The sequence below is a fragment of the Nonomuraea sp. NPDC049695 genome (assembly GCF_040674955.1).
In the GTDB taxonomy this organism is placed as follows: Bacteria; Actinomycetota; Actinomycetes; order Streptosporangiales; family Streptosporangiaceae; genus Nonomuraea; species Nonomuraea helvata.
Map to the genome: position 1 here is coordinate 15,350 of NZ_JBFANV010000065.1, position 26,478 is coordinate 41,827.

General features: G+C 70.9%; 28 protein-coding genes. 15 read left to right on the plus strand and 13 right to left on the minus strand.

Annotated features, from left to right (window positions below; all coding sequences use genetic code 11):
* Positions 1–94: 94 nt before the first annotated feature.
* From AB0J64_RS39655 to AB0J64_RS39670, 4 genes are all read right to left on the minus strand, one after another.
* Positions 95–1,576 carry a PQQ-binding-like beta-propeller repeat protein gene (locus tag AB0J64_RS39655; protein WP_364039401.1) on the minus strand — a complete coding sequence of 494 codons (1,482 nt, stop codon included), beginning with the start codon at positions 1,574–1,576 and terminating at the stop codon, positions 95–97.
* A gap of 14 nt (positions 1,577–1,590) precedes the next feature.
* Entirely contained in the window at positions 1,591–2,946 is a 1,356-nt protein-coding gene (locus tag AB0J64_RS39660) for a hypothetical protein (protein WP_364039404.1), read from the minus strand.
* Between the two features lie 228 nt (positions 2,947–3,174).
* A complete protein-coding gene (locus AB0J64_RS39665; RefSeq protein ID WP_364039406.1) occupies positions 3,175–3,474 on the minus strand; it encodes a hypothetical protein in 300 nt (99 codons plus the stop codon).
* Positions 3,475–3,585: 111 nt separating this feature from the next.
* Positions 3,586–4,392, minus strand: coding sequence for an SAM-dependent methyltransferase (locus tag AB0J64_RS39670; RefSeq protein ID WP_364039409.1), 807 nt, complete (start codon positions 4,390–4,392; stop codon positions 3,586–3,588).
* A gap of 169 nt (positions 4,393–4,561) precedes the next feature.
* Here AB0J64_RS39670 and AB0J64_RS39675 point away from each other — a divergent pair, with 169 nt between their 5' ends.
* The 11 genes from AB0J64_RS39675 (at position 4,562) to AB0J64_RS39725 (ending at position 12,973) form a co-directional block, all read left to right on the plus strand.
* Positions 4,562–5,176 carry a TetR family transcriptional regulator gene (locus AB0J64_RS39675; RefSeq protein WP_364039412.1) on the plus strand — a complete coding sequence of 205 codons (615 nt, stop codon included), beginning with the start codon at positions 4,562–4,564 and terminating at the stop codon, positions 5,174–5,176.
* Between the two features lie 64 nt (positions 5,177–5,240).
* Positions 5,241–5,651 (plus strand): hypothetical protein, encoded by a 411-nt coding sequence (locus tag AB0J64_RS39680; protein WP_364039415.1) that lies wholly within the window; start codon positions 5,241–5,243, stop codon positions 5,649–5,651.
* Positions 5,648–5,947: a transcriptional regulator gene (locus AB0J64_RS39685; protein WP_364039418.1), complete on the plus strand. Its 300-nt coding sequence runs from the start codon at positions 5,648–5,650 to the stop codon at positions 5,945–5,947. The genes AB0J64_RS39680 and AB0J64_RS39685 overlap by 4 nt, the downstream gene beginning before the upstream one ends.
* Before the next feature lie 229 nt (positions 5,948–6,176).
* Complete coding sequence (locus AB0J64_RS39690; RefSeq protein WP_364039421.1) at positions 6,177–6,740, plus strand: RNA polymerase sigma factor; 564 nt, start codon at positions 6,177–6,179, stop codon at positions 6,738–6,740.
* A gap of 2 nt (positions 6,741–6,742) precedes the next feature.
* A complete protein-coding gene (locus tag AB0J64_RS39695; RefSeq protein WP_364039424.1) occupies positions 6,743–7,840 on the plus strand; it encodes a CU044_5270 family protein in 1,098 nt (365 codons plus the stop codon).
* A 35-nt stretch (positions 7,841–7,875) separates the two neighbouring features.
* Positions 7,876–8,208, plus strand: a complete 333-nt coding sequence (locus AB0J64_RS39700) for a hypothetical protein (protein WP_364039427.1) — start codon at positions 7,876–7,878, stop codon at positions 8,206–8,208.
* 257 nt (positions 8,209–8,465) lie between these two features.
* Positions 8,466–8,588 (plus strand): hypothetical protein, encoded by a 123-nt coding sequence (locus AB0J64_RS39705; RefSeq protein ID WP_364039430.1) that lies wholly within the window; start codon positions 8,466–8,468, stop codon positions 8,586–8,588.
* Entirely contained in the window at positions 8,588–8,872 is a 285-nt protein-coding gene (locus AB0J64_RS39710) for a YbaB/EbfC family nucleoid-associated protein (protein WP_364039433.1), read from the plus strand. Before AB0J64_RS39705 ends, AB0J64_RS39710 begins: the two co-directional genes overlap by 1 nt.
* An 8-nt stretch (positions 8,873–8,880) precedes the next feature.
* The gene (locus AB0J64_RS39715; RefSeq protein WP_364039436.1) at positions 8,881–9,399 is read left to right on the plus strand and encodes a CPCC family cysteine-rich protein; all 519 of its coding nucleotides are present in this window, start codon (positions 8,881–8,883) and stop codon (positions 9,397–9,399) included.
* A 112-nt stretch (positions 9,400–9,511) separates the two neighbouring features.
* Entirely contained in the window at positions 9,512–10,678 is a 1,167-nt protein-coding gene (locus AB0J64_RS39720; RefSeq protein WP_364039439.1) for a hypothetical protein, read from the plus strand.
* A gap of 174 nt (positions 10,679–10,852) precedes the next feature.
* On the plus strand, positions 10,853–12,973 hold the full coding sequence (locus tag AB0J64_RS39725; RefSeq protein WP_364039442.1) for a molybdopterin-dependent oxidoreductase: 2,121 nt from the start codon (positions 10,853–10,855) through the stop codon (positions 12,971–12,973).
* Between the two features lie 18 nt (positions 12,974–12,991).
* Here AB0J64_RS39725 and AB0J64_RS39730 read toward each other — a convergent pair whose 3' ends face one another.
* Positions 12,992–13,597 (minus strand): TetR family transcriptional regulator, encoded by a 606-nt coding sequence (locus AB0J64_RS39730; RefSeq protein ID WP_364039445.1) that lies wholly within the window; start codon positions 13,595–13,597, stop codon positions 12,992–12,994.
* An 81-nt stretch (positions 13,598–13,678) separates the two neighbouring features.
* Here AB0J64_RS39730 and AB0J64_RS39735 point away from each other — a divergent pair, with 81 nt between their 5' ends.
* On the plus strand, positions 13,679–14,854 hold the full coding sequence (locus tag AB0J64_RS39735) for an FAD-dependent oxidoreductase (RefSeq protein WP_364039448.1): 1,176 nt from the start codon (positions 13,679–13,681) through the stop codon (positions 14,852–14,854).
* Between the two features lie 99 nt (positions 14,855–14,953).
* Here AB0J64_RS39735 and AB0J64_RS39740 read toward each other — a convergent pair whose 3' ends face one another.
* Positions 14,954–16,072 (minus strand): NADH:flavin oxidoreductase, encoded by a 1,119-nt coding sequence (locus tag AB0J64_RS39740; RefSeq protein ID WP_364039528.1) that lies wholly within the window; start codon positions 16,070–16,072, stop codon positions 14,954–14,956.
* Positions 16,073–16,377: 305 nt separating this feature from the next.
* On the opposite strand from AB0J64_RS39740, the gene AB0J64_RS39745 reads away from it, so the two are divergent.
* A complete protein-coding gene (locus AB0J64_RS39745; RefSeq protein ID WP_364039451.1) occupies positions 16,378–17,181 on the plus strand; it encodes an enoyl-CoA hydratase-related protein in 804 nt (267 codons plus the stop codon).
* Here the strand turns inward: AB0J64_RS39745 and AB0J64_RS39750 are convergent.
* Positions 17,168–18,028 carry an SAM-dependent methyltransferase gene (locus tag AB0J64_RS39750; RefSeq protein WP_364039454.1) on the minus strand — a complete coding sequence of 287 codons (861 nt, stop codon included), beginning with the start codon at positions 18,026–18,028 and terminating at the stop codon, positions 17,168–17,170. The two genes, AB0J64_RS39745 and AB0J64_RS39750, sit on opposite strands and share 14 nt — an antisense overlap.
* A gap of 116 nt (positions 18,029–18,144) precedes the next feature.
* The gene (locus tag AB0J64_RS39755) at positions 18,145–18,408 is read right to left on the minus strand and encodes a hypothetical protein (protein WP_364039457.1); all 264 of its coding nucleotides are present in this window, start codon (positions 18,406–18,408) and stop codon (positions 18,145–18,147) included.
* Between AB0J64_RS39755 and AB0J64_RS39760 the strand changes: the two genes are divergently transcribed.
* Positions 18,401–19,096, plus strand: a complete 696-nt coding sequence (locus AB0J64_RS39760) for a TetR/AcrR family transcriptional regulator (protein ID WP_364039460.1) — start codon at positions 18,401–18,403, stop codon at positions 19,094–19,096. The two genes, AB0J64_RS39755 and AB0J64_RS39760, sit on opposite strands and share 8 nt — an antisense overlap.
* Positions 19,097–19,383: 287 nt before the next feature.
* Here AB0J64_RS39760 and AB0J64_RS39765 read toward each other — a convergent pair whose 3' ends face one another.
* Together AB0J64_RS39765 and AB0J64_RS39770 are read right to left on the minus strand one after the other, a co-directional pair.
* Positions 19,384–20,730, minus strand: a complete 1,347-nt coding sequence (locus AB0J64_RS39765; protein WP_364039463.1) for a fumarylacetoacetate hydrolase family protein — start codon at positions 20,728–20,730, stop codon at positions 19,384–19,386.
* Positions 20,727–21,908, minus strand: a complete 1,182-nt coding sequence (locus tag AB0J64_RS39770; RefSeq protein WP_364039466.1) for an epoxide hydrolase family protein — start codon at positions 21,906–21,908, stop codon at positions 20,727–20,729. Before AB0J64_RS39770 ends, AB0J64_RS39765 begins: the two co-directional genes overlap by 4 nt.
* A 171-nt stretch (positions 21,909–22,079) precedes the next feature.
* Between AB0J64_RS39770 and AB0J64_RS39775 the strand changes: the two genes are divergently transcribed.
* On the plus strand, positions 22,080–23,018 hold the full coding sequence (locus AB0J64_RS39775; protein WP_364039469.1) for a LysR family transcriptional regulator: 939 nt from the start codon (positions 22,080–22,082) through the stop codon (positions 23,016–23,018).
* 142 nt (positions 23,019–23,160) lie between these two features.
* On the opposite strand, the gene AB0J64_RS39780 is transcribed toward AB0J64_RS39775, so the two are convergent.
* The 3 genes from AB0J64_RS39780 to AB0J64_RS39790 all read right to left on the minus strand — a co-directional run bounded on the left by AB0J64_RS39780 (position 23,161) and on the right by AB0J64_RS39790 (position 26,373).
* Complete coding sequence (locus tag AB0J64_RS39780; RefSeq protein WP_364039472.1) at positions 23,161–23,976, minus strand: GNAT family N-acetyltransferase; 816 nt, start codon at positions 23,974–23,976, stop codon at positions 23,161–23,163.
* A gap of 23 nt (positions 23,977–23,999) precedes the next feature.
* Positions 24,000–25,511 carry an alpha/beta fold hydrolase gene (locus AB0J64_RS39785; RefSeq protein ID WP_364039475.1) on the minus strand — a complete coding sequence of 504 codons (1,512 nt, stop codon included), beginning with the start codon at positions 25,509–25,511 and terminating at the stop codon, positions 24,000–24,002.
* 130 nt (positions 25,512–25,641) lie between these two features.
* Positions 25,642–26,373, minus strand: coding sequence for a GNAT family N-acetyltransferase (locus AB0J64_RS39790; protein ID WP_364039478.1), 732 nt, complete (start codon positions 26,371–26,373; stop codon positions 25,642–25,644).
* Positions 26,374–26,478: the final 105 nt, after the last annotated feature.

Sequence of the window (26,478 nt, forward strand, 5' to 3'; positions counted from 1 at the left end):
TGGTCCCCTGCGTCGGGGCTGGTGAGAACGTCCGTCTCGCCGACGATAGGCAACCCCGGCGGCACGGCGAATCTGTCATCAGACCGGCGAGTGGTCAGCTTCCGCGTGTGTCGACGTAGGTGACGGCGTTCTTGGCTCCCGCCGTGGTCCACGGGACGATGACGACCGCGCCGTCGTACTCGAAGACCTGGGCCTTGTCGGCCTCCGTGCCGTACTTCTGCGGCAGTACGGCCACCGGCGAAGCCCTGCCGGTGGCGGCGTCCAGCCGGACCAGGCGGGGAGCCAGGGCGCGCCAGTCGCCGGTCTCGAGCGCGAGCAGCCCTTCGCCGTCGGCCCTGATGTAGGTGAGGATCGTGTCGTGGGTGCCGGACGACTCCCACACCCGCTCGCCGGTCCGCAGGTCGAAGGCCAGGGCCCTGTTGCGGGAGCGCAGGCGGCGCGGCACCTCCTGCGGGAACGTGGCCAGATACAGGCGGTCCCCGTGGACGGCGTACCGGCGCCGGGGAAGCATGCCCCGGACGAACGCCACCGAGTTCATCGCCAGCAGGTCGATCCGGTCCGTCGTGAACGCGCTCACCTTCGCACCGTCGCCGTCGAAGACGGTGAAGGCGTTGCGGTCGCCCACGTCCCTGTGCACGATGATCGGCTCGGCCGAGAGCAGGCCGTCCATCAGGCGGAGCTTCGCCACGGCGACCCTGACGCGGGTCCGGCCGGTTTCCGGGTCGAGCAGGCGGAGCTCGTCCCGGCCGCCGCCGGAGCAGTCCAGCAGCACGGCCAGGCGTCCCGGCGCCGCCGCCGCGTCCTGGAGACGGCATTCTCCGGGCGGGGACGCCTTCCACCGCCGCCGTCCGTCGGCCAGCCCGTAGCCTGTCAGCACGTCGCCGGACCCCGTGACGACCAGGCCGTTCGTGCTCATGACGCGCGGAACGGTCAGATCGTTCGACAGTCTCGACCTCTCGGCCGGGATCTTCGTCCTCCACCTGATCCGGCCGGTGGCGGTGTCGAGTCCGGCGAGGTGGTCGCAGACGGAGGCGCTGCCGTACGCGATCGCGCCCCTGCCCTGCTGGAGCTCCTGCGTGGCGCCGCACAGCTGCGCTCCGGGCGCGGGGACGCCCCACGCGCGCCGCCCGGTGCTCAGGTCGTAGGCGAGGATGCCGTCCTTCTGCACGCGGATCACCGTGCCGCCGTTCAGCCAGCTCGCGAACGCCATCGCGGAGGTGTAGTCGGTGCTGTCGGCGTCCGGGAAGGGGACGGCCCAGTCGGAGGGCCTCGCGGCGGTGGCGCGGGGGCCGCGGCCCGGGGTGCCGCCGATCGACACGTAGTACGCGGTGGCGGCTCCGACGAGGAGGAGCACGGCGGCCACGCCCGCGATCAGCGCGACCGTCCGGGGCCGGATCGCCGGGCGCGGTGGCGGTTGTGGTGGCGGTGGCGGGGGGCCGCCGGGCGGGGGCGCGGCGGGCTCGTGCGGGTTGTGACGATGGGACGCGGTGGATCCGTTGGCCGCTGTGAACGGTTGCCGGTGCGGTGAGGAGTAGCCGTTCCGCTCGCCGGGGCCGCCTGGCCGTGGTTCGCTCATCGCATGGTCTCCGATCAGGCCAGTTGCCTGCGGACGTACGCCGCCCAGTCGCGTTCGAAACTCGTCTCGCTCACGCCGAGCGTCTCCAGCAGCGCCGCCTGGCTCTCGTCGCCCGAGACCCGGTAGGCGGCGACCACGCCCTGGACGAGCTTGCGCTCCCCGTACCGGCCGGCGATGTGACGCATGGCGAGATGCCCCATCAGGTAGTTGACGCCGGTCATGCCCTTGTAGTCCCAGAAGGTGTTGTCCGGCAGCCTGACGGGCGGGCGGCCTGCCAGATAGGCCCGCCCCTGGGCGTATCGGAGGTTGCTCCGGATGGGCTTACCGCGGTTGGCGACGTACTCGGCGAAGCCTTCCACGATCCACTTCGGCTTGCCGAACAGCGAGTACTCGGCGTTGTCCACGCCCGCCAGCAGGGCGTGCGCCAGCTCGTGCGTGACGACCTCCCGGATGCCGGCCGTGGTCCCGAAGAAGGGGGAGGTGGTGTCGACGACGATGCGCGTACCACCGATCTCCGTGCCCTTCCAGCTTGGCATCGGAATGGCGACGCCCGCCTCGTTCGCTTTCTCCTTGCGGAACAGGTTGCCGAGCTGGGCCGGGCCCTTCGCCAGCGCCACCACGTACCCGCCGGGAACCGGCGCGCCCCGCTCACCGGCACCGCTCCAGAACCGGCGGACGTCGCTCGCGGCGGCGGCCACGATGAGGGCCGTGCGGGTGGCGAGCGCCGCGTCCTCCGGGCGCGCCAGAACCAGGCTGCCGTTCGCGCGTACCACCGAGATGTCCGGCCACACGTCCCAGGGGGCCGGGTAGTACATGGTCTTCGAGGCCCCGCTGAGCGCCGGCGGCGGCGCTCCGCCCACCCGGGTCACCACCAGCGGCGCCGTGGCGGACGCCTTCTCGATGGTCCACCGGTACCACTCCGCGACCGGGCGCAGGTCGATCCCAGAGAAGCGGTGCACGAACGCCACGTCCTGGATGAAACTGACCGCTCTTCCGAAGTTGTCCTCCGCGCGTCCCTGCCGGCGCAGTACCTGGTAGGAGACGTCCGTGAGCGGCACCTTGCGGAGGTTGGCGAAGACTCTGCGCTGGTCGCGCAGGAGTGCGGCGTTCGTCCGGTCGAAGATCGACATGAACGCTTCGAGGTCGCCCTCGGCCAGCGCCCTGCCGTGCTCCTCCACCAGCTTGCCGACGTCCGCGTCGGTGACCACCACGGTCGCGGGATCGCCGCCGCCGGACGGCCGCGCGGCTCGCTCCGGACTCTCAGCGGCGTGGCCGCGCAGGACCAGACCGACGGCGGCGCCCAGGGCGATGACCAGGGCGAGCGACGTCAGCCCCAGGACCACCCACAGTCCCGTCTTGGAACGAGACACCGGCGACTGGTGCTTGTGCTGATCTCTCGGCTGCTGCTGTGTCATGTCGATCCGGAAGAGGCAAGGTCATGGGGAGACGACCTTACGGATCGCCGCTCACCTGCGAATCCGTCATCCGACCTGTTCGCGGCCTCCGGATCGGGCTCTGCGAGGTCGGCGCGGCTCATTGACAACGGCCGCGGTCACAAAGGCCCGCCCCGTTGGCCGCTCCCTGGCTCTACACCGCGGTCATGACGCGTGAAGCGGAAGAGGGGCGTCGCGGATCTTCCTGTAGAGCCACAGGTAGTAGGTTACGTCCTCATCCGTACATTGCCATGGCTCCCCTGACCGCCTTCCATCACTCAGGCATGTTGCGTAGCCCGCTGCCGTGTGGGGGTAGGTCTTGTGCTGTACCCACTCCCAGACCTCCATGTTCGCGGAGGCCGACGCCGATTCGGCCTGGGCCGGGGCCGCCACCACGCCGGCACCGCTCGCGGCAATCGCCACGGCCGCGGCGAGAACGCCGATACCTCGTCTGATCAACTCCACCGTTCGCTCCTTTGCAGATGTCGGGTGTCCGCTGAGGGAACAGCCAGCCTAGAAATCCGGTCCGCCACCCGAATCTGTCGAATGACCGGTCGTCCACCGCGGATCGCCCATTCAGGGAACGCGCCCGATTCCGCAGAGAACGTCGGCGCCTCCGGGACCGGCGAGGGAGGCGTCGAGAGCGTTCTCGGCGGTCGCCGACACCAGGCCGGGCTCCACCAGCTCCAGCCCGTCGAAGAGGCCGGCGATCGTCTCGCGGCTGCGCGGGGTCACGTTGCCGGTGCTGGTCCTGCGGTAGACCTCGCGCCCCTCCCCCACCGCGTGGCCGTCGAGCCCTCCCGCCGTGACGTGCGAGATGACCAGATAGCTGCCGGACGGCAGGGCTTCACGGACGACGCGGACGATCTCCCGTACCTGATCGTCGTCGGGAATGAAGTGCAGCACCGCCATCAGCAGGACGGCCATCGGCCGCCGCACATCGAGGTGCCGGACGATCTCCGGATGGGTGAGGATGGCCTTGGGCTCGCGCATGTCGCCCTCCACCACGATCGTGTCCGCGGTCTCCGCCAGCAGGGCGCGAGCATGGACGAGCACGATCGGGTCGTTGTCGACGTAGACCACGCGGGCGCCGGGGGAGATCCGCGCCGCCACCTGGTGGACGTTCTCCTGGGTCGGCAGGCCGGTGCCGATATCCAGGAACTGCCGGACGCCGTTCCCGGCGATCTCGCGAACGGCCCGCCCCATGAACGCCCGGTTGGCCCGCGCGACCTCCTTGGCGTTGGGCGAGAGCCGGAGTACCTGTGCGGCGGCCTCACGGTCGGAGGCGAAGTTGTCCTTGCCGCCGAGCAGATAGTCGTAGATCCGGGCCACGCTCGGCACGGCCGGGTCCACCCCGGCGGGGGCGTGCTCCTGCTCAGTCACTGGAGTTACCTGCTTTCACACAATCGACTGGTCTCGAAGGACGAGGCTAGGAGGGGACGCCGTCCGCCGAATCTGTCAACCTGCCGGTATTGGACTCCCCCACAAGTCCTCATACGGGGACTTGTAAGTCTTTGTGGGAGGATATAACTCAGGTCACCGAGGGGGAAAGATGCACAGAACTGGACGTCGGCCGGGCACCTCGACCACCCGTGACGAGATCATCTCGGCGGCGGCGGCGGCCTTCACCGCCATCGGCTACGAGGCCGTGAGCGTGCGCAAGGTGGCCGCCGACGCCGGTGTCGACCCGGCCCTCGTCCGGCGCTTCTACGGCGGCAAGGAGCAGTTGTTCAGCGCCGTCGTCAACTCGGCGTTCGGGCCCGAGCAGGCCGTGACCATGCTGCTGGACGGCCCGCGTGGCAAGCTGGGCGAGCGCCTGGCCGCCTACGTCCTCGACCTGCTCGGCGACGTACAACAGCCCGGCCCGCTCCTGGGGCTGATGCGCTCCGCCGCCACCAGCGACCACGCTGCCGCGCTGATCAGGGAGTTCCTGGCCAACGACATGCTGGGCAAGCTCACCCAGCAGCTCGGCGTGGACCAGCCCGAGCTGCGTGCCGCCCTGGCCGCCGGCCACCTGGTCGGGATCGCCATAACCCGCTACGCCGTCCGCGTGGACGCGCTGGTCGCTGCCGATCCCGACGAGCTCATCGCCTGGATCGCCCCGGCCCTGCAGCGCTATCTCACCGGCCGCGCCCCCTCCGGCTTGCCCGATCACGCAAGGGCTTGAGCTCGCGATCCGCTTCAAGTGCTTGCCAACATGGAAAGTACTTGCCAAGCTGGCACATATGGAGATGAGCCGAGCGGATGCCTTGACACAGGCTGAGCGCATCAGGACGGCGGTGGGCCGGCGTTCGCGCTGGGTGATCCGCTACCAGCTCGTGTACGGGACGGCGTCGTTGGCGATGGTGCTCGCGTTCGGCCTGCTGGACGGCTGGCTTCGCGGCGCGGTCAGCATGGCGATCTGGATCTCCGTCATCGCCGTGCTGGCCGTTTACGCGGCGCGGCAGCCGATCGCCCATCGCGGAATGGCCCTCACGCACGGGGTGATGATCGGGGCCTGGGCCGTGCTGTACGGGCTGGTGCTCGGCTTCGGCATCACGTTCTTCCCGCACGACGCGGCGTGGTGGGTGGCGGGCGCGGTGCTGGTGGCGTCGCCCGGTTACGTCGCGGCCTACGTCACTTCCCGGAAGGTACGGGCGTGAGCCATCCCCGGCACGCGCTGGTCGGGGTCATCCACGCCCCCGTCCGATTCTCGATCATGGCAGCGCTGGCCGCGTCCGAGAAGGCGGAGTTCGCCGTCCTGCGCGACGTCGTCGAGGTGAGCGACTCCGTACTGTCCAAGCAGGCCGCCACGCTGGAGCAGGCGGGCTACGTCAGGATCACCAAGGGGCACGTCGGCAAGCGCCCGCGTACCTGGTTGTCACTCACCGCCGAAGGCCGCCGCGCCTTTGCCGCGCATGTCGAGGCCTTGCGCGCGATCACCGAACACGCCGGCTGAGCGACACCCGCCACCCGGCAGGACGTCCAGGCCGGGCCGCTTCGCGCCGCCGCGCCGCACCTCGCCTGACGTTCCGTGCGGCGGCACTGACCGCCACCCTTCTGCGTACGCGGTACCTCGCGAGCCGGGCGGCGTGAACAGTCCCGGGCCGGTCGGTGAATAGGGGTGACGGACTCCCCCGTGAGGAAAGGCGGCCGATGACAGCAGGAGCCATGGCGAGAGCCGTGACATGACCCAGGCGACCGACGCCGCGCTCATCGAACGCTCCCTGACCCAGCCGGACTGCTTCGCCGCGCTGTTCGACCGCCACTACGCGGCCATCCACGGCTACGCCGAGCGGCGGCTGTCGCGCCCGCTGGCCGACGACATCGCGGCCGAGACGTTCCTGATCGCCTTCGATCGGCGCGCCACCTACGACCGGTCCCGGCCGGACGCGCGCCCCTGGCTGTACGGGATCGCCTCCAACCTGATCGCCCGCCACCATCGGGCCGAGGTACGGCAGTACCAGGCGCTGGCCAGGGCGGAGGTGAGCGAGGTCGGCGAGGACCATGCCGAGCGGGTCGCGGACTCGCTGGACGCCTCCGCCGCCCGTGGCCGGCTGGCGGCGGCGCTGGCCGGGTTGCCGGCCGGCGACCGGGACGTGCTGCTGCTGGTGGCCTGGGCCGAGCTGACCTCTGACGAGGTCGGCAGGGCGCTCGGCGTGCCCGCCGGTACGGTCCGCTCCCGGCTGCACCGGGCCCGTACGAAGATCCGCGCCGTGCTGGATCCGGCACTCATCGAGAAGGAGCGTTGACCATGGGCGACTGCTCGCGAACCGATCTGGAGGCGCTGCGCCGGGCCTGGCCACAGCCCCGCCCTCCATCGCCTGACGCCCATGCCACCGCCCGGGAGGCGCTCCTGCGGCGTGCCACGTCGGCGTCCCGGGAAAGCGTCCGCGCGGCTCTGACCGGTGAGGGACGACGGGCTGGCAGCGCGGGCTCACTCAGAGCGGGACGGCGGCCCGCCGTGGCCCGGACGATGGCCCTCACGCTGGGCATGCTGGCCGCCGTGGTCTGGGCGGTCGTGCTGGCGGTCACTCCTCCGGCGGCGGAGGCGCCGCGCACGGCCCTACCGGGAACGATCATGCCGGTCTCCAATGCGCAGGTGCTGCTCGGCCGCGCCGCCGAGGCCGCCGGCAAACGCGGGTTCACCGCTCCACGCCCTGACCAGTGGATCTACATCGAAACGCGCACGCAAGGCGCCCCGCAGCCGGCTCCGGGCACGACCCAGAGCCCGCGAACACCTCTGGAAACGCACGTGGGCCGTTCATGGACCCGGGCCGACGGCAAGGAGGTGGCCTTCTACGAGAACGGGAAACTGGTGCGCTCACCCACCGGCGGCGGCATCCCTCCCACCGACTACGCCACGGTGGCGGCGCTTCCCACCGATCCTGACGCGATGCTGGCCTGGATGTACGCCGCCGTGGACGAACTGCCGCCCGGTTCGGACGAGGAACGGCACATCCGGGCCTACCGCCTGTTCGGCTCGTTGCTGGCGCAGAATCTGGTGCCTCCGGCGCAGGAGGCGGCCATCTACCGGGCGATGGCCAAGATCCCCGGGGTGACCGTCAACCCGGACGCGGTCGACGTCGACGGGCGCCCGGCGGTGGCGGTGGCCCGCAGGGAGGACTGGGTGGACCACGAGCTGCTGCTCGACCGCTTCACCTACACCTATCTGGGCGAGCGCGCGATAGCCAACGCCGACCACGCCTCTCCGGGTGCCGGCACCCGCGTGGAGGGGGATCGGAAGATCGTCAACATGGGGCCCTCCCACACCATCACAAAGGGAACCATCATGACGCTCAACGTCCGCCTGGACATCGGGATCACCGATCGGCCCGGAGCGAAGCCCTGAACGGCGGACACCGGCGCGGACGGACGCTGGCCGCGGTGTCGCTGCTCCTGGCGCTGCCCTCGGCCGCCAACTTTGCCGGCGGGCTGACCTGGATCTGGACGCCGGCGCTCCCCTTGCCGCTGCTCGACCTGCTGGCGCGGGCGGGCCTGCTCGACGCGTGGCTGGTGGTGGATCTGCTCACCGCCGCCGGCGGGCTCGGCGCCGCCGGAGTGGCGGCGCAGGCCGGACGGGAGCGGGCCGCCGGCACACTGATCCTGGCCGCGGTCTCGGTGACCAGCCTCGCCGCCGCCGCGATCGGAGGCGGCTGGCTCCCCGCGTCGTACGGGCTGGCGTACGGCGTGGCGCTGATCTCGTTGCGCCGCATGTGAGCCGCACGACCGCGCCGAAGCGTTGCCCGGCCCGACACGGTGGCGGACAATCAGCATGATCAGCTCACATATCCGTCATCTGACCGGTCCTCGGCGAAAGCAGCCTTGGACGGCATGATGATTTCGTAGGGTCCGCAGGGTGAAGTCGAAGCTCCGGAGCGCGACGACGTCGTCCATCGCACAAGCACTCGATCAGCGGGCGTGGCTGCCCGCACACCCGCCGAGAGGCGCCCTGCGCGCCGCCGGAGGTCGATGAGATGGAACCCGATCGACCGGACGTGGCCGGTATGCGCGCCTACGCCGACGAGCTACGCACCACCTTCCTCCGGCTGCAGGAGCAGGGAGACGAACTCCGCCGCCGGGCACAGGCCGCCAGGTGATGGAGAAGTCACGCGACGGGCTGATCTCCGTCACCGTGGATGCCCGCGGCGATCTGATCAGGCTGGACATCGACCCCAGGATCTACCGCCGTCCCGACGCGAGGCTGCTTGCCGACACCATCGCAGAGACCGTGCACCGGGCGGCGGAGACGGCCCGGCAGCGGGTGCTGGAGGTCTTCGCCCCGCTCATCCCCGCCGAGCAGATGCGCGCGGTCATCGACGGCGATGCGGCGGCCGTCATGCGGCTGTTCGCCGACCAGATGGCCGGACGGAAGGGAACGTGACGTGGAGCGTGGACACGGAGACCACCGTGCATTTCACCCGGGACGCTCGCACACAGCAGCGTTATCTGCAGACGGCCGGCCCATCCCGCGAGAGGGCCGATGACCTGATGCGGGACATCGCTGCCTGGAGCGCCGTGCGCCTGCTCTCACAAGCCGGGGGCGGCGTCTCCGCTGCACGCAAAGCCGTTGCGGTCCTGCGGCAGTCCGGTCCCACGATGGGCGAGCACCCCAGTGCGGGGCAGATTCGCGAGCGCAAACGCTGGATCATGTCCGAGGTAGCCAAGCGGAACGGGGCCTGGCTCCCCTTGCCGCGGCGCGATCGGCCCTACACGTGCCCGTGCTGTTTCCACCCCACCCTTGAGCAGCGGGGTTGCTACGAGATCTGCGAAGAGTGCTGGTGGGAGGACGACGGACAGGACGATGACGACGCGGATCTCGTCAAGGGCGGCCCCAACGGGCCGGAGAGCTTGACCGCCGCGCGACGGCGTTACCGCGAATCGCAGGGACTGCCGCCGCTGGAGCTGTGACGAAGGGAAATGCCGGCCGGACGCAGGGCCCGGTCGGCAGGCGACCATCACCCTCGTCAGGCTGCGCCCCCGACCCCATGGATAACGAGAACCAGGCGAAGGGCAAGACGTCTTGAACTTCACGATCTGCCGATTCCTCGGACACGATTGCCACGACAACGCGGTTTCGCCCGACTGGCGCGGCGAGATGCAGGTGGCGGCCCACGCTCACCTGCTCAACCGCTGGCTCGACGAGGACGGGGACCTCGCACACAGCAGGCGCCTGATGGTGGACGTGCGGGATCTCGACGGCCCCCTGGACGCCGGCTCGCTGGTGAAGTGCGGGCTCTTCCCCGCCCTCGCGCCGGACGGGCCGACGCGTGAGCCGGTGAGCTGCGAGCCGGCCGGCGTTCACGACGCCATCCTCGCCGTCCGGCAGGCCGTCCTCGCGCAGCCGCCGACGCGCCGCCTCGACGTGCTGTCCGCCGCGCTGGGCTGGGCCATCCTCGATGTCGCGGACGAGGCGGCGTTGGTGACGGTCGCCGATCCGGCCCGGGACGAGACGCACGCCGTGTTCTCGTCCGGCTCCAGCGCGATCCGCGTCAGCGTCACCGGCCCGGCGAGCCCGGGGAACGGCCGCGACCCGGCCTGCTCGTTCGCGGGTCACTGGTGCGAGGCGCACGCTCCCCTGCCGGACGGCGACCTGGCGAGGGCCGAGGCGCGGCTGCGCGCCGTCTGCGCCGGGACGATCCTGCGGGCGCCGCTGGACCTGGCCGGTTACGCGGCCTTCCGGGTGGACCTGGCCGCGCACACGTTGCCGTCCGGTCTCGACGTGACCTCCATCCGCCGATGGTGGAGGAGCACTGCGTGGAGCAGGCGCTACGGCGAGGAGTACCTGGAGGACGAGTTCCCCGGGCCCGGGGATCGGGACGGCGGCCCATTGGAACTGGGGGATCCCACGGCGGAGGGGTGGGTGCTGGGCATGGGCCCGCGACCTCTGACGACGACCGCGTTCCTGGCCGAGGTGGAGGCGTTCGGTGCCACCTGCCGCCAGGAGGCCGCAGGTCACGCGGCGGGCGAGCTCGTCCCGTACCTGCTGCACGAGCTGCTCGACGAGCCGCTGTGGCGGGCGGGCGGGCCGCAGGGCCGGCTCCTGGTGTGGGCGGACGCCGACGCGGGCGGCCGCTTCTGGCGGACGCCCGGCGGGGACCTCGACCGGTACGGCGAGGCCCGCAGGCTGCTCGTCGTGGGGCCGGCCGAGGCGTTGTACGTGGTGTTCAAGGACGAGAAGAACTGCTGAGTACGCCGTGCGCCTATGACGGCCCTCCAGCCACCGACGTGCGCGAATAGGTCATGTGACTAGTTGTCGCCGTTAGGTCGATATACGGCGAGCACCGCCGCTTACGCTGACAGCGAGTGCTGCCCGGGAAGTGGCCGGCGGCGCGGGGATGCCGGTGATAAGGAGTCAACGTCCATGGTGGAGATGCGAACGCGGGCCGCCGCCTGCAACCTGTGCGAGGCCATGTGCGGGCTGAACATCACGCTGCGAGGCGATGAGATCGCCGACATCCGCGGCGCCGACGACGACCCCTTCTCCAAGGGCCACATCTGCCCCAAGGCGGTCGCGTTGCAGGACATCCACGACGACCCGGACCGGCTGCGCCTGCCGGTCAGGCGCACCTCGTCCGGCTGGCGGCAGATCGACTGGGACGAGGCCCTCGACCTGGTCGCCTCCCGCCTGGCTGGCATCCGGGAACAGCACGGGGCGGACGCGGTGGCGGTCTATCTCGGCAACCCGGTCGTGCACAGCCTGGGCGCCCTCACGCACGCTCCCGGCTTCGCCCGCATGCTCGGCACCCGCAACCGCTTCTCCTCCAACTCGGTGGACGTGCTGCCCAGCCAGTTCGTGTCCTACCTGCTCTACGGCAACCAGTGGCTGATCCCGGTCCCGGACATCGACAGGACCGGCTACTTCCTCGTCTTCGGCGCCAACCCCGCCGCGTCCAACGGCAGTGTGATGAGCGCGCCCGGCATCACCCGCCGCATTCGCGAGCTGCGCGGCCGGGGCGGGCGGATGGTGCTGTTCGACCCCCGGCGTACCGAATCGGCGAGGCTGGCCGACGAGCACCACTTCATCCGCCCGGGAACGGACGCCGCGGTGATGCTGGCCATGGTGCGGACGATCGTGGACGAGGGCCTGGCCAGGCCGCTCCCGTACGTGGACGGTCTGGAGAGCCTCCGCGCCGCGCTCGGGGAGTTCACGCCCGAGCGGGTGGCGGAGGTCTCGGGCGTGCCCGCGGAGACGATCGTCCGGATCGCCCGCGAGTACGCCGCCGCTCCCTCCGCCGCCTGCTACGGACGGACCGGTGTGTCCACCCAGCGGTTCGGCACGCTGTCCCAGTGGGCGATCCAGATCCTCAACCTGGTGACCGGCAACTTCGACCGTCCCGGCGGTGTCCTGGTCACCCAGCCCGCCGTCGACATGATCGCCGGCGGCCAGCTCAACCCCGGCCACTACGCCAAGTGGCACAGCCGCGTGCGCGGCCTGCCGGAGTTCAGCGGAGAGCTGCCGGTGGCCGTACTGGCAGAAGAGATCTTCACCCCCGGCGAGGGACAGATCCGGGCGATGTTCACCGTGGCGGCCAATCCGGTGCTGTCGACCCCGGCGGGTCACACCCTGGGCCGGGCGCTCGGCGAGCTGGACTTCATGGCGTCGGTCGACTTCTACATCAACGAGACGACCCGCCACGCCGACGTGATCCTCCCGCCGACCGACCTGCTCGAACGCGACCACTTCGACCTGTTCTTCTCCATGTTCACGATCCGGGATGTCGCCCGCTTCACCCCCGCGGTGCTGCCCAAGCCCGACGAGGCCCGGCATGACTGGCAGATCATCGGCGAGCTGGCCCGGCGCTATCAGCAGCTCCTGCCACCGGACGAACGCAAGGACCAGCCCGCCCTGAGCCTGACCCCCGAGCAGATCCTCGACTACGGGCTGGCCGCCGGGCAGTACGAGCTGTCCGTGGCCGAGCTGCGCCGTCATCCGCACGGCCTCGACCTCGGCCCGCTGCGTCCCAGCATGCCCGCGCGCCTGCAGACCGACGGCAAGCGCATCGACCTCGCGCCGCCGCTGCTGATGTCCGAGCTCCTGCGCGCCCGCAGCGAGCTGCTCACGCCCCGGCCCGCGGACGAGCTGCTGCTCATCGGACGCCGCCATCTGCGCGACAACAACTCCTGGCTGCACAACTCCGCCCGCCTGGTCAAGGGCCGGCCGCGCCATCACCTGCTCATGCACCCGTACGACATGAAGGCCCGCGACCTGGCTCACGGAGACCTGGTGAGCGTACGGTCCGGCGCCGGCACGGTCGAGGTCGAGGTGTCGGCGAGCGAGGACGTCATGCCGGGCACCGCGAGCCTGCCGCACGGCTACGGGCACGCCCTGGCGCGCGAGACGCTGTCGATCGCCGGCACCCTGCCCGGCGCCAGCGTCAACGACCTCACCGACCCGCACTATCTCGACCACATCAGCGGCACGGCCGCGCTCAACGGTGTCCCCATCATCGTCGAACCAGCCGGCGCGCTCGCCCACCCATGATCAGTGCCGGAACGTCCCTCACGCGCCGCCGCCACCGGTAGCCGCGGCCGGCCGGCCGGCGGGTGGGCACGAGGCGTCGCCATCGACCAGGTAGCGCTGGATCGTCGGCCCCACCCAGTCGACCAGTTCCTGTCTGCTCATCTCCATCATCGGCTGAAATTCCAGGACGAACCGACACAGAGCCACGCCGAGGATCTGGCTCGACGCCAGACCCGCACGTTTCTCCGCCGCCGCCGGGTCACCGGAGAAGGCGGCCGCGATGGGAACCAGTTGCATGGCGAAGATGGAGCGCATGCGCTCGGCCACGGAGGGATGAGTGCTTCCCGTCCGCAGCAGGATCTGCAGCGTCTCATTGCCCTCCCATCGGCTCAGGAACGCCTCGACGAGCGTCGCGCCCACCGAGTCCCGCGGGATGGCCCTCATCTCCGGCAGAGCCAGATCGACCTCGCAGGCCGCGGCGAACAGGCGCTCCTTGTTGCCGAAGTACCGCATGACCATCGACGGATCGATGCCGGCGTCCGCGGCGATGGACCTGATGGTGGCTCTTTCGTATCCCTCCGCCGCGAACCGTTCGCGGGCGGCGGCCAGGATGAGCGACTTTGACGCAGCAGACGACCTCTTCATGCCCACAAGTGTAGGCCAACATTCGTTGACAGTCGCGGGAACCAGGAGTTACGGTGAACCCGCCCAAGATGCCAACACCCGTTGGCAAGAGGAGGAGTCATGGAGAGCACGGACGTCCTGATCGTCGGAGCCGGCCCGGTCGGCCTGACCTCGGCCATCGTGCTAAAGCAGCTCGGCCACGATGTCACCGTCGTTGACGCGCAGGCAGAAGGGGCCAACACCTCTCGCGCGGCCGTCGTGCACGCGCACACGGTGGAGCTCCTCGACCGCTACGGCGTGGCCGCGGCTCTGACCGCGCGGGGTGTCCACACTCCCGTGTTCACCATCCGCGACCGGGACCGGCTCCTGATCCCCGTTCCGTTCAAGGACCTGCCCTGCGCCTATCCGTACACACTGATGATCTCCCAGGCCGACACCGAAGCGCTGTTGCTGGCCCGCCTCAGGGAACTCGGCGGCGAGGTGCTGCGCCCCGTGACCCTGACAGGACTGACGCAGGATGCCGGGAGCGTCACCGCCACCTTCAAGGAACGAGACGAGATCCGCGCCACCTACCTGGTCGGCGCGGACGGTATTCACAGCACGGTACGCGAACAGGCCGGCATCGGCTTCAGCGGCGGCACCTACGCCGAGTCGTTCACCCTGGCCGATGTCCGCCTCAGCGGCGGCGTCCCGCAGAACGAGGTCATCCTCTACTTCTCCCCCGCGGGGCTGGTCGTCGTCGCCCCTCTGCCCGGCGGGCTGCATCGCATCGTGGCCACGGTCAATGAGGCCCCTCGCGAGCCGGACATCGCGTTCGTCCAGGGGCTGCTCAACTCCCGCGGCCCCGAGGCCAGGCCCGCCGTGGTGCACGAGGTGATCTGGGGATCACGTTTCCGCGTGCACCACCGCATCGCCGACTCCTTCCGCGACAGGCGGATCTTCATCGCCGGCGACGCCGCCCATGTGCACTCCCCCGCCGGCGGGCAGGGCATGAATCTCGGCGTCGAAGACGCCATCACCATCGGGGAGATCCTCGCCCGCGTGCTCGACGGCGCATCGGCCGACCTCCTCGACACCTACGCCGACACCCGGCGTCCTGTCGCCCAGAAGGTCGTCGCCTTGGCCAGCAGGCTCACCGCGCTCGCCACCGCCGGCTCCACCCGGCGCCCCCTGCGCAACCTCGTCCTCGGCCTGGCGGGCAAGCTGCCGCCCGTCCGCCGTCGCCTGGCCTGGCAACTGTCCGGCCTGGACCGCCGCCGGTTCGTGCCGAAGCGTTGAGCCGGACGTCGCGACTCCGGACGCTCCCATCCGCCGCAGAGCCTGCCCTCGCAGCTCACGTCCGGTGGTCGGGACGGCGCCGTCACCCCGCGCCGGCGGTCAGGTCGCGGCCCGCGCCGCCTGCAGCCATCGGCGGGCGTTGCCCAGCGTCGCCATGGGCTGCAGCATCCGCTCGTCGTACGCGTACAGGTCCAGGCCCTGCGACAGACGGTGCGGGAGGTCGGGATTGGCCAGCGCGCCTCGGCCGACGGCCAGCAGATCGGCATGGCCCTCCGCCAGGACCTGACCCGCTTGCGCGAGATCGTGCATGCCGCCGTTGGCGATGACCGGAAGACCGCTCACCTGGCGGGCCAGACCGGTGATGGTGACGCCGCTGTCCAGACGGGCGCTGTCCATCCAAGTGGGCCCCTCACCCGCGATGTGCAGATATGTGGCACCGGCCCGCTTCATGGCGGCGAAGATGATCTGCGCGTCGGCGGCGCCGCCAGGCCAGCGATAGACGGAGTCGTTGACCTTGCTCTGCGACAGCCGTACGCCCAGGCAGAACTCCGCGCCGACCTCGGCCCGGATCCCGGCCACCACCTCCGCCGTCAGCCGGATGCGGTTGGCCACCGAGCCCCCATAGGAGTCGGCGCGCCGGTTGGTGTAGTCGGTGAGGAACTGGTCCAGCAGATAACCGTTGGCCCCGTGCACCTCCACCCCGTCGAAGCCGGCCTCTCGCGCCCGGACAGCGGAGTCCGCGAAGCCGCGGATCGCCGCCTCGATGTCGGTCTTCGTCATCTCCTTGGGCGTAGGCCACTCGCCGGACCCTCCGTACAGCGGCATCATCTCCCCCCGCGGCGCCACGGCGGACGGCGCGGCCGTTCCAGTGCGATACCGGTTTCCCTGCGACAATGCGCCGGCGTGCATGAGCTGGAGCACGATGCGTCCTCCGGCGGCGTGCACCTCGGCGGCGACCTTCTGCCACGCCGACACGTGCGTGGCGGACACGATGCCCGGCTGATTGAGGTATCCCTGGCTGTGGAGGGGGTCGGTGTAGGTGCCTTCAGTGATCACCAGGCCGAACCCGCCCTTCGCGAAGTCCGCGTAGTAAGCGGCCATCTCGGGCGTCGGCGTGCCGTCGGGGGCGGCCGACACGCGGGTCATCGGCGCGACGGCGAGACGGTTGGACAGTTCGAGGCCGCCTACCCGAACGGGCAGCAACGCATGATGAGTCATCACGAGCGTACTTTCTTGTGCGATTTGCTGTGCGAGTTCTTGCCGCTTGCACACGCGATGCCTTTCTTCGCGCGATGCGGTGCTGTGCCGCGGATAAAAGTTAATCTGACGGGTTCGCTGTGCGAATCTGTCACTTGACCTGCTTCTAGAGTCGGCACCCGTGTGATCGTCGCGTCATCTGCCGCCGAGACGCGCTCGACCAGGATCCGAAAGCCAGACCAGTCATGTGACAGATTTCATGAGAGCCTGCCGCCCATACCGTGTGGGCGGCACGCAGAACCGGCGACGCGAGAAAAGGCAAAGAAATGGCCTACGACGATTATGAGACAATTCGCTTCGAGCGGTCCGGGGATATTCTCACCGTTTTCATCAGCGACCCGGCTGCCACCCCGGACTCGGACTTCCTCATCCTTGACGAGTTGGCCCGCCTCTTCCACGACCTGCGCAACGAGAACGAGGCCCGCGCCATCGTGCTCACCGGTGCGGGCCAGGAGTTCTATTCGGGCCTGTACGATGCCGCCGGCAGCCTGGAGGGGATGAAGAACGCCGGCGTGGGCATGGTCGACATGGGCGGGCGGGGAGCCCGGCGGACCGTCTGGGACCTCCTGGACGTCGAGGTTCCCATCGTCGCCGCCCTCAACGGAGACGCCGGCTACCTCGGCGCCACGATCGCCCTGTTCTGCGACGTCATCTTCATGTCCGAAACGGCGACCATCTCAGACCCGCACGTCCACCTGGGAATCGTCGCCGGGGACGGCGGCGTGGGGGCATGGCCGCTCGCCATGGGCCCTGCTCTCGCGAAGCGTTATCTTCTCACCGGCGACCCTGTCACCGCACAGGAGGCCGCACGCATGGGACTCGTCACGCATGTCTGCCCGGCCGATCGGGTGCTGGCCGAGGCCACCGCGTTCGCGCACCGCCTCGCCGCCCGTGCGCCGCTGGCCGTGCGGGGGACGAAGATCGCGATCAACCATCTGATCAAGGATACGATCAACGGCGCCTTCGAGCGCGGGCTGAACCTTGAACTGATGACCTTTCTCAGCGAGGACATGGTGGAGGCGCTCACGGCTGCCCGCGAAGGCCGGACGCCCAAGTTCACGGGTAAGTAGCGCCTGCTCGCAGACGGGCGACGCCTCCGTAGACGCCGGACACCTCCGGCGGGAGGTCGCCGTCGTCCGTGCCGTCGGGCCGCCATTGGGGCACGTACACCAAGCCCGGCTCCACCAGGGTGAAGCCGTCGAAGAAGCGCTGGATGTCGCCGTGCGTGCGCAGCACGAGCGGGTCGGAGGCTCGCCGGTACTGTTCCTCGGCCGTCTGGATCTGGTCCGGCAGCAGCAGCTCGTCCAGGCCGTCCATGGAGCCGTGGCTGATGGCGAGGAAACTGCCGGGCGCCATCCGGTCGCGTACGGTGGCGATGAGCCTGTCCGGGGCGTGCTCGTCGGTGACGAAGTGCAGGACCGCGTTCAGGACGAGGGCGATGGGCCGGTGCCAGTCCAGGAAGTTCCGCACCTCGGGATGGTCGAGGATGTTTTCGACCTGCCGGAGGTCGCCGCGGATCACCCGTACCCGATCGTTGCCGGCCGCCAGCGCGCGGGCGCAGGCCACCACGGTCGGGTCGTAGTCGATGTAGGTGACGCGCGCGTCCGGGTTGATGCTCTGGGCGATCTCGTGCACGTTGCCGGCGGTGGGAAAGCCCGAGCCGATGTCGAGGAACTGACCGACGGCGCCGCCGTGCGGGTCGGCGAGCCACCGCACCGCCCGCTGCAGGAACGCCCGGGTGGCCCGCATGCCGACGGCCGTGTAGGGGCTGCTGGCCAGCATCGCCTCGGCGGCCTCGCGATCGGCCGGGAAGTGGTCCTTGCCGCCGATGACGTAGTTGTAGATGCCCGCGGACGTCGGGCGGGTGGTGTCGATGCCCGCCGGGACCCACCCTTCCGTCTCAGCCTTCTCCGTCACCCTCGACTCCTGGCAGTCCGATTTCGTGATCGTTGATCTCCATTGACGGTGCTCGCCGGACTCGTGATATGTCAAGGCCTCAGCGCAGTGAGGACTTCGGACAGCTTCCACGGGGGTTAGATCCGGGCCTCCACGGCCCAGGCTCGCAGCTCGCGCACGGCTTCCTCCCGGGTGGCCAGACCTCGTTCGGCGTGCACGTCCTGCAGGTGGCGGATGGCGGCCCCGACCATACGTCCCGAAGGGATCGCGAGCACCTCCATGACGGCCCCGCCGTCGAGGATCACGGGCACGTCGTGCCGCCGCTGATACCGGGCCGCTTCCGCGGCGGCTCGCTTTGCCTCCTCGCGCTCCGCTTCGCGCCGTTCGTACCAGGTGACCACACCCGCAGAATCCACCGGAACACCAGGTCATCAGCCCGAAACCGGCCTGCGGGCCGACGCCGAACGCAACCGGGAGCGCATCCTCGCCGCCGCCCGCCGCCTCTACGCCGCCCAGGGACTCTGCGTTTCCATGGCTGCCGTCGCCCGCGAGGCCGACGTCGGCAAGGCAACGCTGTCGCGCCGCTTCGCCACCCGGGAGGACCTCGTCACCGCGGTCTTCGCCGACCGCATGGACGGCTACGCCGCCGCCGTCACCGAGGCCCTGGCCGACCCCGACGCCTGGCACGGCTTCACCGGCTACATCCAGGCCGTGTGCGCCATGCAGGCCGCCGACCGCGGCTTCGCCGACGTACTGACCATGACCTTCCCCGCCGCCAAGGCCCTGGAGGCCCGCCGCGCAGGGGCCTACGAGGGATTCCTCCGCCTCATCGACCGGGCCAAGGACACCGGCCACCTGCGCGCGGACTTCGTACCGGAGGACCTGGTCATCCTGCTCATGGCCAACGCCGGCGTCGTCGCCGCCACCGGGGACGACGCCCCCGATGCATGGCGCCGCCTGGTCGGCCACATGCTGCGCTCCTATGCCACCCCCGGCGCACCCCTCCCGCCACCGGCCGGCGCTCCCGCGCCCACCGCCCTGTATCGCGCCATGGTCCGCCTCTCGCGCACCGGCGGGGATGTTTCCTGACGGGCGCCGCGTGGCCCTCCCGGCGGCGAAGGTGTTGCCACGCGGGACGAGGCCGACGGGGTCAGCCGGCAGGGCGCCAGGCCGGGTCGGGGCCGGCAGAACCGCGCTGAGCAGGCCGATCGTGGTGGTTGCCCCCGGACGGTGTCGCTCACCCCGGGTACGCGTGACGCCCGGTCGTGGCGAGGGTGGAAAACCCGGCTTCCTCAGCCAGGGCCGCCCAGTGTGGAAGAGCCGAGGCGGTGACGTCGTGCACCTGATTCGGCCGGGGCCGATCCGGCTGGCGGGGTTCAGGCGCCCTTCTCGACCAGCGCCTTGAGCAGGGGCAGGGTCTTCTCGATGCCTTCGGCGTCCCGCCGCCCCCAGGCGGAGCCCGCCACGCGCTCTCCCCACGGCGAGGTGGTGAAGTCGCAGGTCTCGGTGACCAGGGTGCCGCCCTCGACCTCCTGGAGTTCGTAGCGCCAGCGGTGCCGCCCCGGGTGGGCCCAGGCGATGCGGCGGTTCTCCTCGTACTCCACAACGGTGTTCGTCACCTCGTACGGCACGTCGAACAGCACCATCGAGACGGTGAAGTCCGCGCCCGGGGTCAGGCGTCCGGGGCCGGTGACGAGGTCCGTGACCGTGCCGGACCCGTCGAAGCGGGCGTGCCGGCGCGGGTCGGCGATCACGTCGAACACGGCCGCGGGAGGAGCGGCGACCACGATGCTCCGTGCGATCATCATCTCGGGTGCGAGCTTGTCGCCCTTGCCGGCGATCCGCGCCTCCACCGCGCCGAGCCGCTCCACCTCCACCCGTACCGTGTCACCGGGCGTGAGGTAGTCGCGGTGCTCGGACAGTTCGAGGATGCATCCGGTGCCGACGGCGCCGCCGGCGATGATGTCGCCGGCCCGCAGCGTGGTGTCCCGCGAAGCGTGCGCCAGCAGTTCGCCGAACGACCAGTGGATCTCGCTCCAGGTGCCACCTCCGTACAGCTCGCCGTTGACGTAGCCGTTCATCGTGAGCGCGTAGCCCTTGCCCGACCGGCAGGGCTCCAGCTCGTCGGGCGTGACCAGGTACGGGCCGAGGCTGGTCGCGGTGTCCTTGCTCTTGGAGGGGCCGAAGACGAAACCCATCTCCCGGGCGGCGAGGTCGCGCGCGCTCCAGTCGCAGTAGACGAGGTACCCGGCGATGTGGCTCTCGGCCGTGGCCGCGTCGAGGTCGGAGCAGTCGTCGGCGATCACGGCCGCGACCTCGACCTCGTAGTCCCAGGCCCGCGTCCCCGCCGGGACGGGGATGTCGTCGCGCGGGCCCCGGATGGCGGCCGGGTTCGAGAAGTAGAAGATCGGCTCCTCGTACCAGAGCGGGCTGATCGTGCCGTCGCCGCCGGCGGCGGCTCCCGCGTTGCCGACGTGCCGTTCGAAGGCCGCGAAGTCCCGGACCGACGGGGGCACGGGAATCGGTGCCAGGAGCTCCGCCCAGGCCAGATCGACGATCTCGGCCGGGTTCGACGTCACCAGGGCGGCGGCCGCCTCCAGCCCTTCGCCGGAACGCAGCACGTCCAGCAGCGTGTTTCCTGGAGTGTGTCCGAGGATCTTGCCTCCCCACACCAGCCCGCAGCGCTCCGATCCGTCGGACGATCGGTAACTGACCCACTTCATCGTTCAGGACTTCTCGATCTCTCGGCCGGCCGCGGCACCGCCCGCGCGAACGTGCGTACTTCCTCGACGAACAGCGCCGGCTGCTCGAACGCCGCGAAGTGGCCGCCGGCGGGGATGTCGTCGTTGAAGTAGCGCAGGTCGTGGTAGGCGCGTTCGGCCCAGATCCGCGGGGTGCGGGTGAGCTCGCCGGGGAAGGCGCTCACGCCCACCGGCAGGTCCAGCTCGGTCAGGCCGAGGAGCTCGCGGGCGTACTCCCAGTACAGGCGGGAGGACGAGGCGGCCGTCCCGGTCAGCCAGTACAGGGAGATGTGGTCGAGCAGCTCGTCCAGAGTGAACGCGCCGGGGGCGGCCCAGTCCAGGAACTTCTCGTAGATCCAGGCGGCCTGCCCGGCCGGGGAGTCGGTCAGGGCGTAGCCGATGGTCTGCGGCCGGGTGCGCTGCAGCAGGTGATAGCCGGAGTGCACGTGGGCGAACACCTCACCCTGGGCGATGGCCGCGGCCTCTTCGGGAGTCGGCTCGTCGCTGACCGGCGGCAGGGCGAGGAACTCGGGGAAGTTGAGGTGGACAGCGCGCAGGCCGGCCGGGCGCTGCTTGCCCATGCGGGTGGCCACCACGCCGCCCCAGTCGCCGCCCTGGGCCAGATAGGAGTCGTACCCGAGGCGCTCCATCAGCACCGCGTAGGCGGCGGCGATCCGGTCCGGGGTCCAGCCGCCGGCGCTGGGTGCCTCCGAGAAGCCGTAGCCGGGCATGGACGGGATGACGACGTGGAAGGCGTCCCGCGCGTTCCCGCCGTGCGCGACCGGATCGGTCAGCGGGCCGATCACCTTCAGGAACTCCAGGAACGAGCCTGGCCATCCGTGCAGCAGCAACAGGGGCGTCGCGTTCTGGTGCGGTGAGCGGACGTGCGTGAAGTGGATGCCGAGGCCGTCGATCGTGGTACGGAACTGGCCGAGGTCGTTCAGGTGCCGCTCGATCCTGCGCCAGTCGTAGCCGGTGGCCCAGTGATCCAGCAGCTCCCGCAACCGGACGAGCGGCACGCCCTGGCTGCCGTCCGGCACGGTCTCCGGGCCGGGCAGGCGCACCCGGCTCAGCCGTTCTTTGAGATCGTCCAGCGCGCTGTCCGGGATGTCTATGTGAAACGGCAGGACGCCGTCCTGGAGATCTGTGTCTGCTTGCATGGTCTTCGGTTTCTCTCTGATCAGGTGCCGGCGCCCGGCCGGGATTTCCGGCGTCGAAGCTCGGCTTCAGGAGATTCACCATGGGGCCGCACCGCCCGCCGCGTCCAATGAAAGTTCCGGAACGGGTAATACGATTCGCGTATAACCACAGGGGGGGGTAGCCTGCCCGATGTGGCTGACGAGTTCCCCGCCCCCATCGACCTCGACCTGCGGCTGGTGCAGTGCTTCGTCGTCGTGGCCGAGCACCGGCACTTCGGCCGTGCGGCGGAGGCGCTGCACACCACACAGCCGTCACTGAGCCGTCAGATCCGGCGTCTGGAGCAACAGCTCGACGTCCGGCTGCTCGACCGCACGACGCGCGGCACCCGCCTGTCCGAGGCCGGGGAGGTCTTCCTGCCCCTGGCCACCGCGCTGCTGCGCTCCGCCGGCCAGGCCATGGCCCGCACCCGGGCCGCCGCCCGGCCGCGGGTCATCACCATCGGCTACACCCGCGGCCTGTTCATCACCCCGGCCGTACGCGCATTGCGGAAGGCGGAGCCGGAAGCGGAGGTCAAGACCCGCCTGCTGGCCTGGAACGACTCACGATCGGCACTCCTGGAACACCGCGCCGACGCGGTCGTGACCCGGCTGCCGTTCGCCACCGACCAACTCCGCGTCACGGTCCTCTACGACGAACCCCGCGTCCTGGTGGTACCGCTCGATCACCCGCTCGTCGGCCGGGAATCGGTCACGCTCGACGACATCGCCGACGAGCCGATCCCCCACGTACGACAGTCCGATCCCCTGCTGAACGCCTACTGGCGCATGGACCCCCGCCCCGACGGGCGCCCGGCACCGGACGGCCCGCTCGTGGAGGACCTCGAGGACAAGCACGAACTCATCGCCGAGGGACAGGCCGTGGCCATCGGCCCGCCCCTCGACCACGCCACCGGCCTGCACCCTGGACTGACCACCATCCCGCTGAGTGACGTCGAGCCGAGCCAGGTCGTCCTCGCCACACGTACAAATGATCGAAGCCGCCTGGTCGCGGCCTTCCGCAAGCACGCCGAGGCCCAGCTGCGAACGCATCGGAGCCACGCCGTGCCGGCATCAGCCGTCACCGGGGCTTGACGGTCGATCCTCGGCTCCCGCACCGCCCACCTCGCTCCCGAGGAGCGTTTCGGGCACGGCCTCGATCGTGTCCTGGATGCCATCGCCGCGCTCGTCGCGGGACAACCCCGCGATCAGCCCCCAGGCCCATGATCGCGTGAGTTCAGCCCAGGTCGGGGTGCGGGATGTAGCGGTCGGGGCGGAGGACGGCCAGTGCGGCCTCGTCGGCCATGAACGTGTCCATGTCCGCGATCCGCCACCCCGCGCCCAGCAGCACCGGCACGAGCGGATGCGTCCCCGGCACCGCCACCTGCGCCGCGGGTGGAGCGGCGGCGGTCAAGGTGGCGAGGACGGCCTGGGCGCAGTCCTGCGGCGTGATCCCTCCGGCCGGCCCTACCGTCAGCCGGTCCCCCGACAGGCGGGCGAAGGCGTAACCGGCGTCCGTCGCGTGCACCGTGACACCGGGGATCGCGGCGTACCACGTGAGCGTCTCCGTACGCGCTCCGCCCGACACGGCGGCGTCCAGCGAGGCCACCTCGTCCGGCCCCACCGTCCTGACCGGCGGGCCGGGCGGGACTTCGAGCGGCCCGCCGGTGAGGTAGAGCAGCGGGCACCACGGCCGCAGCCCGGACCGCGCGTACAGGGCGACCGCCCGGGGATCGGACGAGGCGAACGTCACCCTGGGCCCGGCCCCGCCGAGCAGCCGCGCCAGCAGGGCGCGGCCCACCCCGGACGACTGGTGGCCGGGCAGCACGAACAGGTCGCCCAGGTGGGTGACGTCGCCCCGGCGCAGGGTGCCGCCGAAGCCGGCGGCCTGCCCGGACGCGGCCGAGGCGACGAGCAGGGTGCCGTGGCGGCGCTCGGCGTCGAGGAAGTCACCGCCGTCGGGCCAGCCATCCAGGAGCCCGAAGTGCCGGGCCACCTGCCGGACGGCGGGCATGTCTCCCTCGGCCGCGGGCCGTACGCTCATGACGGGCATGACCTGATGATGCCGCAGCCGGGTCAGTGCGCGGGGCGGCGGACCACGTCGCCCGCCGGCAGCGGGCCGGCCTTCTGGGTGGCGGCGGACGGGTACTGGGCCGGGCAGTGCGTTCCGGTGGCCGGGGGCCTGCGGATGATCAGGTAGGTTTCGACCAGTTCGCGCGCGCAGGTGCTGTTGCGGAACTGGCCGTGGCCGACGCCGTCGTACTCCAGGACGACCGAGCGGGGGATCTGGCCGGCCGCCGCGTAGTTCCATGCCTTGGGCGTGCCGACGTCCGCGCGCGCCTTGACGACCAGGGTCGGCGCGGTGGGCGTGATGTCGAGCCTGTGCTGGGGGTTCGACACCTTGCCCTGCCAGTTGAGGCAGGTCAGTACGTCGCTCCAGAACGGTGACAGCCGCGTGTGCGGGGCCAGCTTCCTGAGCTTGCGCTGGTAGGCGTCGAGTTCGGCGAAGCCGCTGACGTTCCAGGACCAGTCCGAGCACCAGATGACCGGGTAGGCGTAGTTGACCGGCTCCGCGAGCGCGGCGGCGCGGGCGGCGGGCTGCTGGGAGGCGAGCGCCTTCAGCCGCTCGGCCAGCGGGAACCAGTTCGCCGCCGGGTTGTACATGGCGTCGAACAGCTCCATGCGCAGGCTCTCGGCGGACAGGGCGCCACCCGAGTCGGGGTCGGCGAGCTCACCGGCCTCGGCCTTGGCGAACAGGCCGTCCCAGACGGCGGTCACGTCCTGGTCGTGCAGCGCGCAGGCGGCGGTGTCCCGGCACCAGGCGGCGAACTCCTCGAACGACTCCTCCAGGTCCTCGGTCGTCGTCTTCAGGTAGGCGTAGGGCGAGGTGATGCTGTGGTCCATGTTCGAGTCGATGGCCATGGCCCGGAGGTTGCCGGGGAACAGCTCCGCGTACTGCTGGCCGACCTGGGTGCCGTACGAGATGGCGAAGAAGCTGATCTGGCGCTCGCCGAGCGCCGCCCGGATCGAGTCCACGTCGCGCGCCACCGTCGTGGTGTCGACGTGGTCGAACAGCGGGCCGGTGCGCTCGCGGCAGTTCTGCGACAGCTTCGCGTTGAACGCCAGCCAGGCCCGGTACTCCGTCTCGTCGGCCGGGTAGGTGGCGGGCGTCCGGTCGACCACGTCCTCGTCGCACAGGATCGGGGTGCTGCGGCCGACGCCGCGCGGGTCCACGCTGACGATGTCGAAGTACTGGCGCAGCGGGCTGCTGTCGGGGATGGCGGCCCGGTTGAGGATGTACGCGTTGATCCCCGACCCGCCGGGCCCTCCCGGGTGGACGAACAGCACGCCCTTCCGCTTGGCCGGGTCGAGTGCCTTGAGCCGGCCGATCGCGAGATCGATGGCGGGCCCCGCCGGGTCGGCGTAGTCGAGCGGCACCTTGATGGTGGCGCACTCGCCCGTGTACGTGGTCCCGCAGGTGGCCCAGCCGATCGCGGACGGCTCCGCCGCCGCCGGCGTGGCAGCCCCCGCCAGTTGCCACGTCAACGCCAGCCCCGCCAGCGCCGCGGTGAACAGTTTCGACCTCACATGCTTCCCTTCCGCTGCCCATGAGCTTCTCGGAAGCGCGCGCCGGCGGACCGGCGGGCTTTCCGGGCGCGTCACGCGCCGCTCGGCTGACGGGCCGAAACTAGGGCCGGGGACGGGTGCGGCGCATCCGTCACATGACCTGGTCCGGGCTTCCGGCCGGGGGCGAGGTGAGCTTCCACAACCAGCCGAGAGGGCGCAGGCCCAGCCGCTGGGCGACGCGCTGGGAGGAGTGGTTGCCGGCGCTGGTGCTGTAGAACAACAGGAGCCCCGGCAGGAGTTCCGACCAGGCCGCGGTGGTGGCGGCAGCGAAGCCCCGACCGCGGTACGCGGGCGAGGTCCAGGTCCCGGCCTCCGCCCCGGACGGGGTGAGGCGGGAGGTGTGGCAGAGGGCCACCACCTGACCGCCGTCGGCGATCATCGCCCAGGGGGCGCCTTCGTCCCCGGCGACGAGGTCGTCCCATTCGTCGGCCCCCCAGTCGTCGGGCCGGGCCAGCGACCATGCGAGCCGGACGTGATCCGCCGAGTCCGACCTGAGAACCTCGGCCGCGACGCCGGCCCGCACGGGCGGGTCCACGAGATAGGTCGGCCCTCCCGAGATCGACACCGCTTCGCCGCCCAGGAGTTCCCGGCAGTCGTCCAGCACATCCGGAGGCGCGCCCGGGCCGGAGATCAGCGAGAGCAGTCGCGCGGCGGTCTCGCCGGGGACGCCGCCCGCGACGGCCGCGGTCATGCCGTCGGCCGCCACCCCGATCACCAGGCTCTCCGGGCCGGGCAGCCGGCCGCGCTCGTCGAGGCGCCAGATGACGCCCAGCTCGGCCCTGAGCAGGTCGACATCCCGCGTCCCGCCGCATCGATCCGTCACGAGTGCCCGCACCTCAGGCTCAGAAGGGCTGGAGAGGTTGTGGCCAGGCGGCGTCGTCCCACCACGGTGTTTCCGCCTGGCCACGAATCCCGGCACGACCGCCGC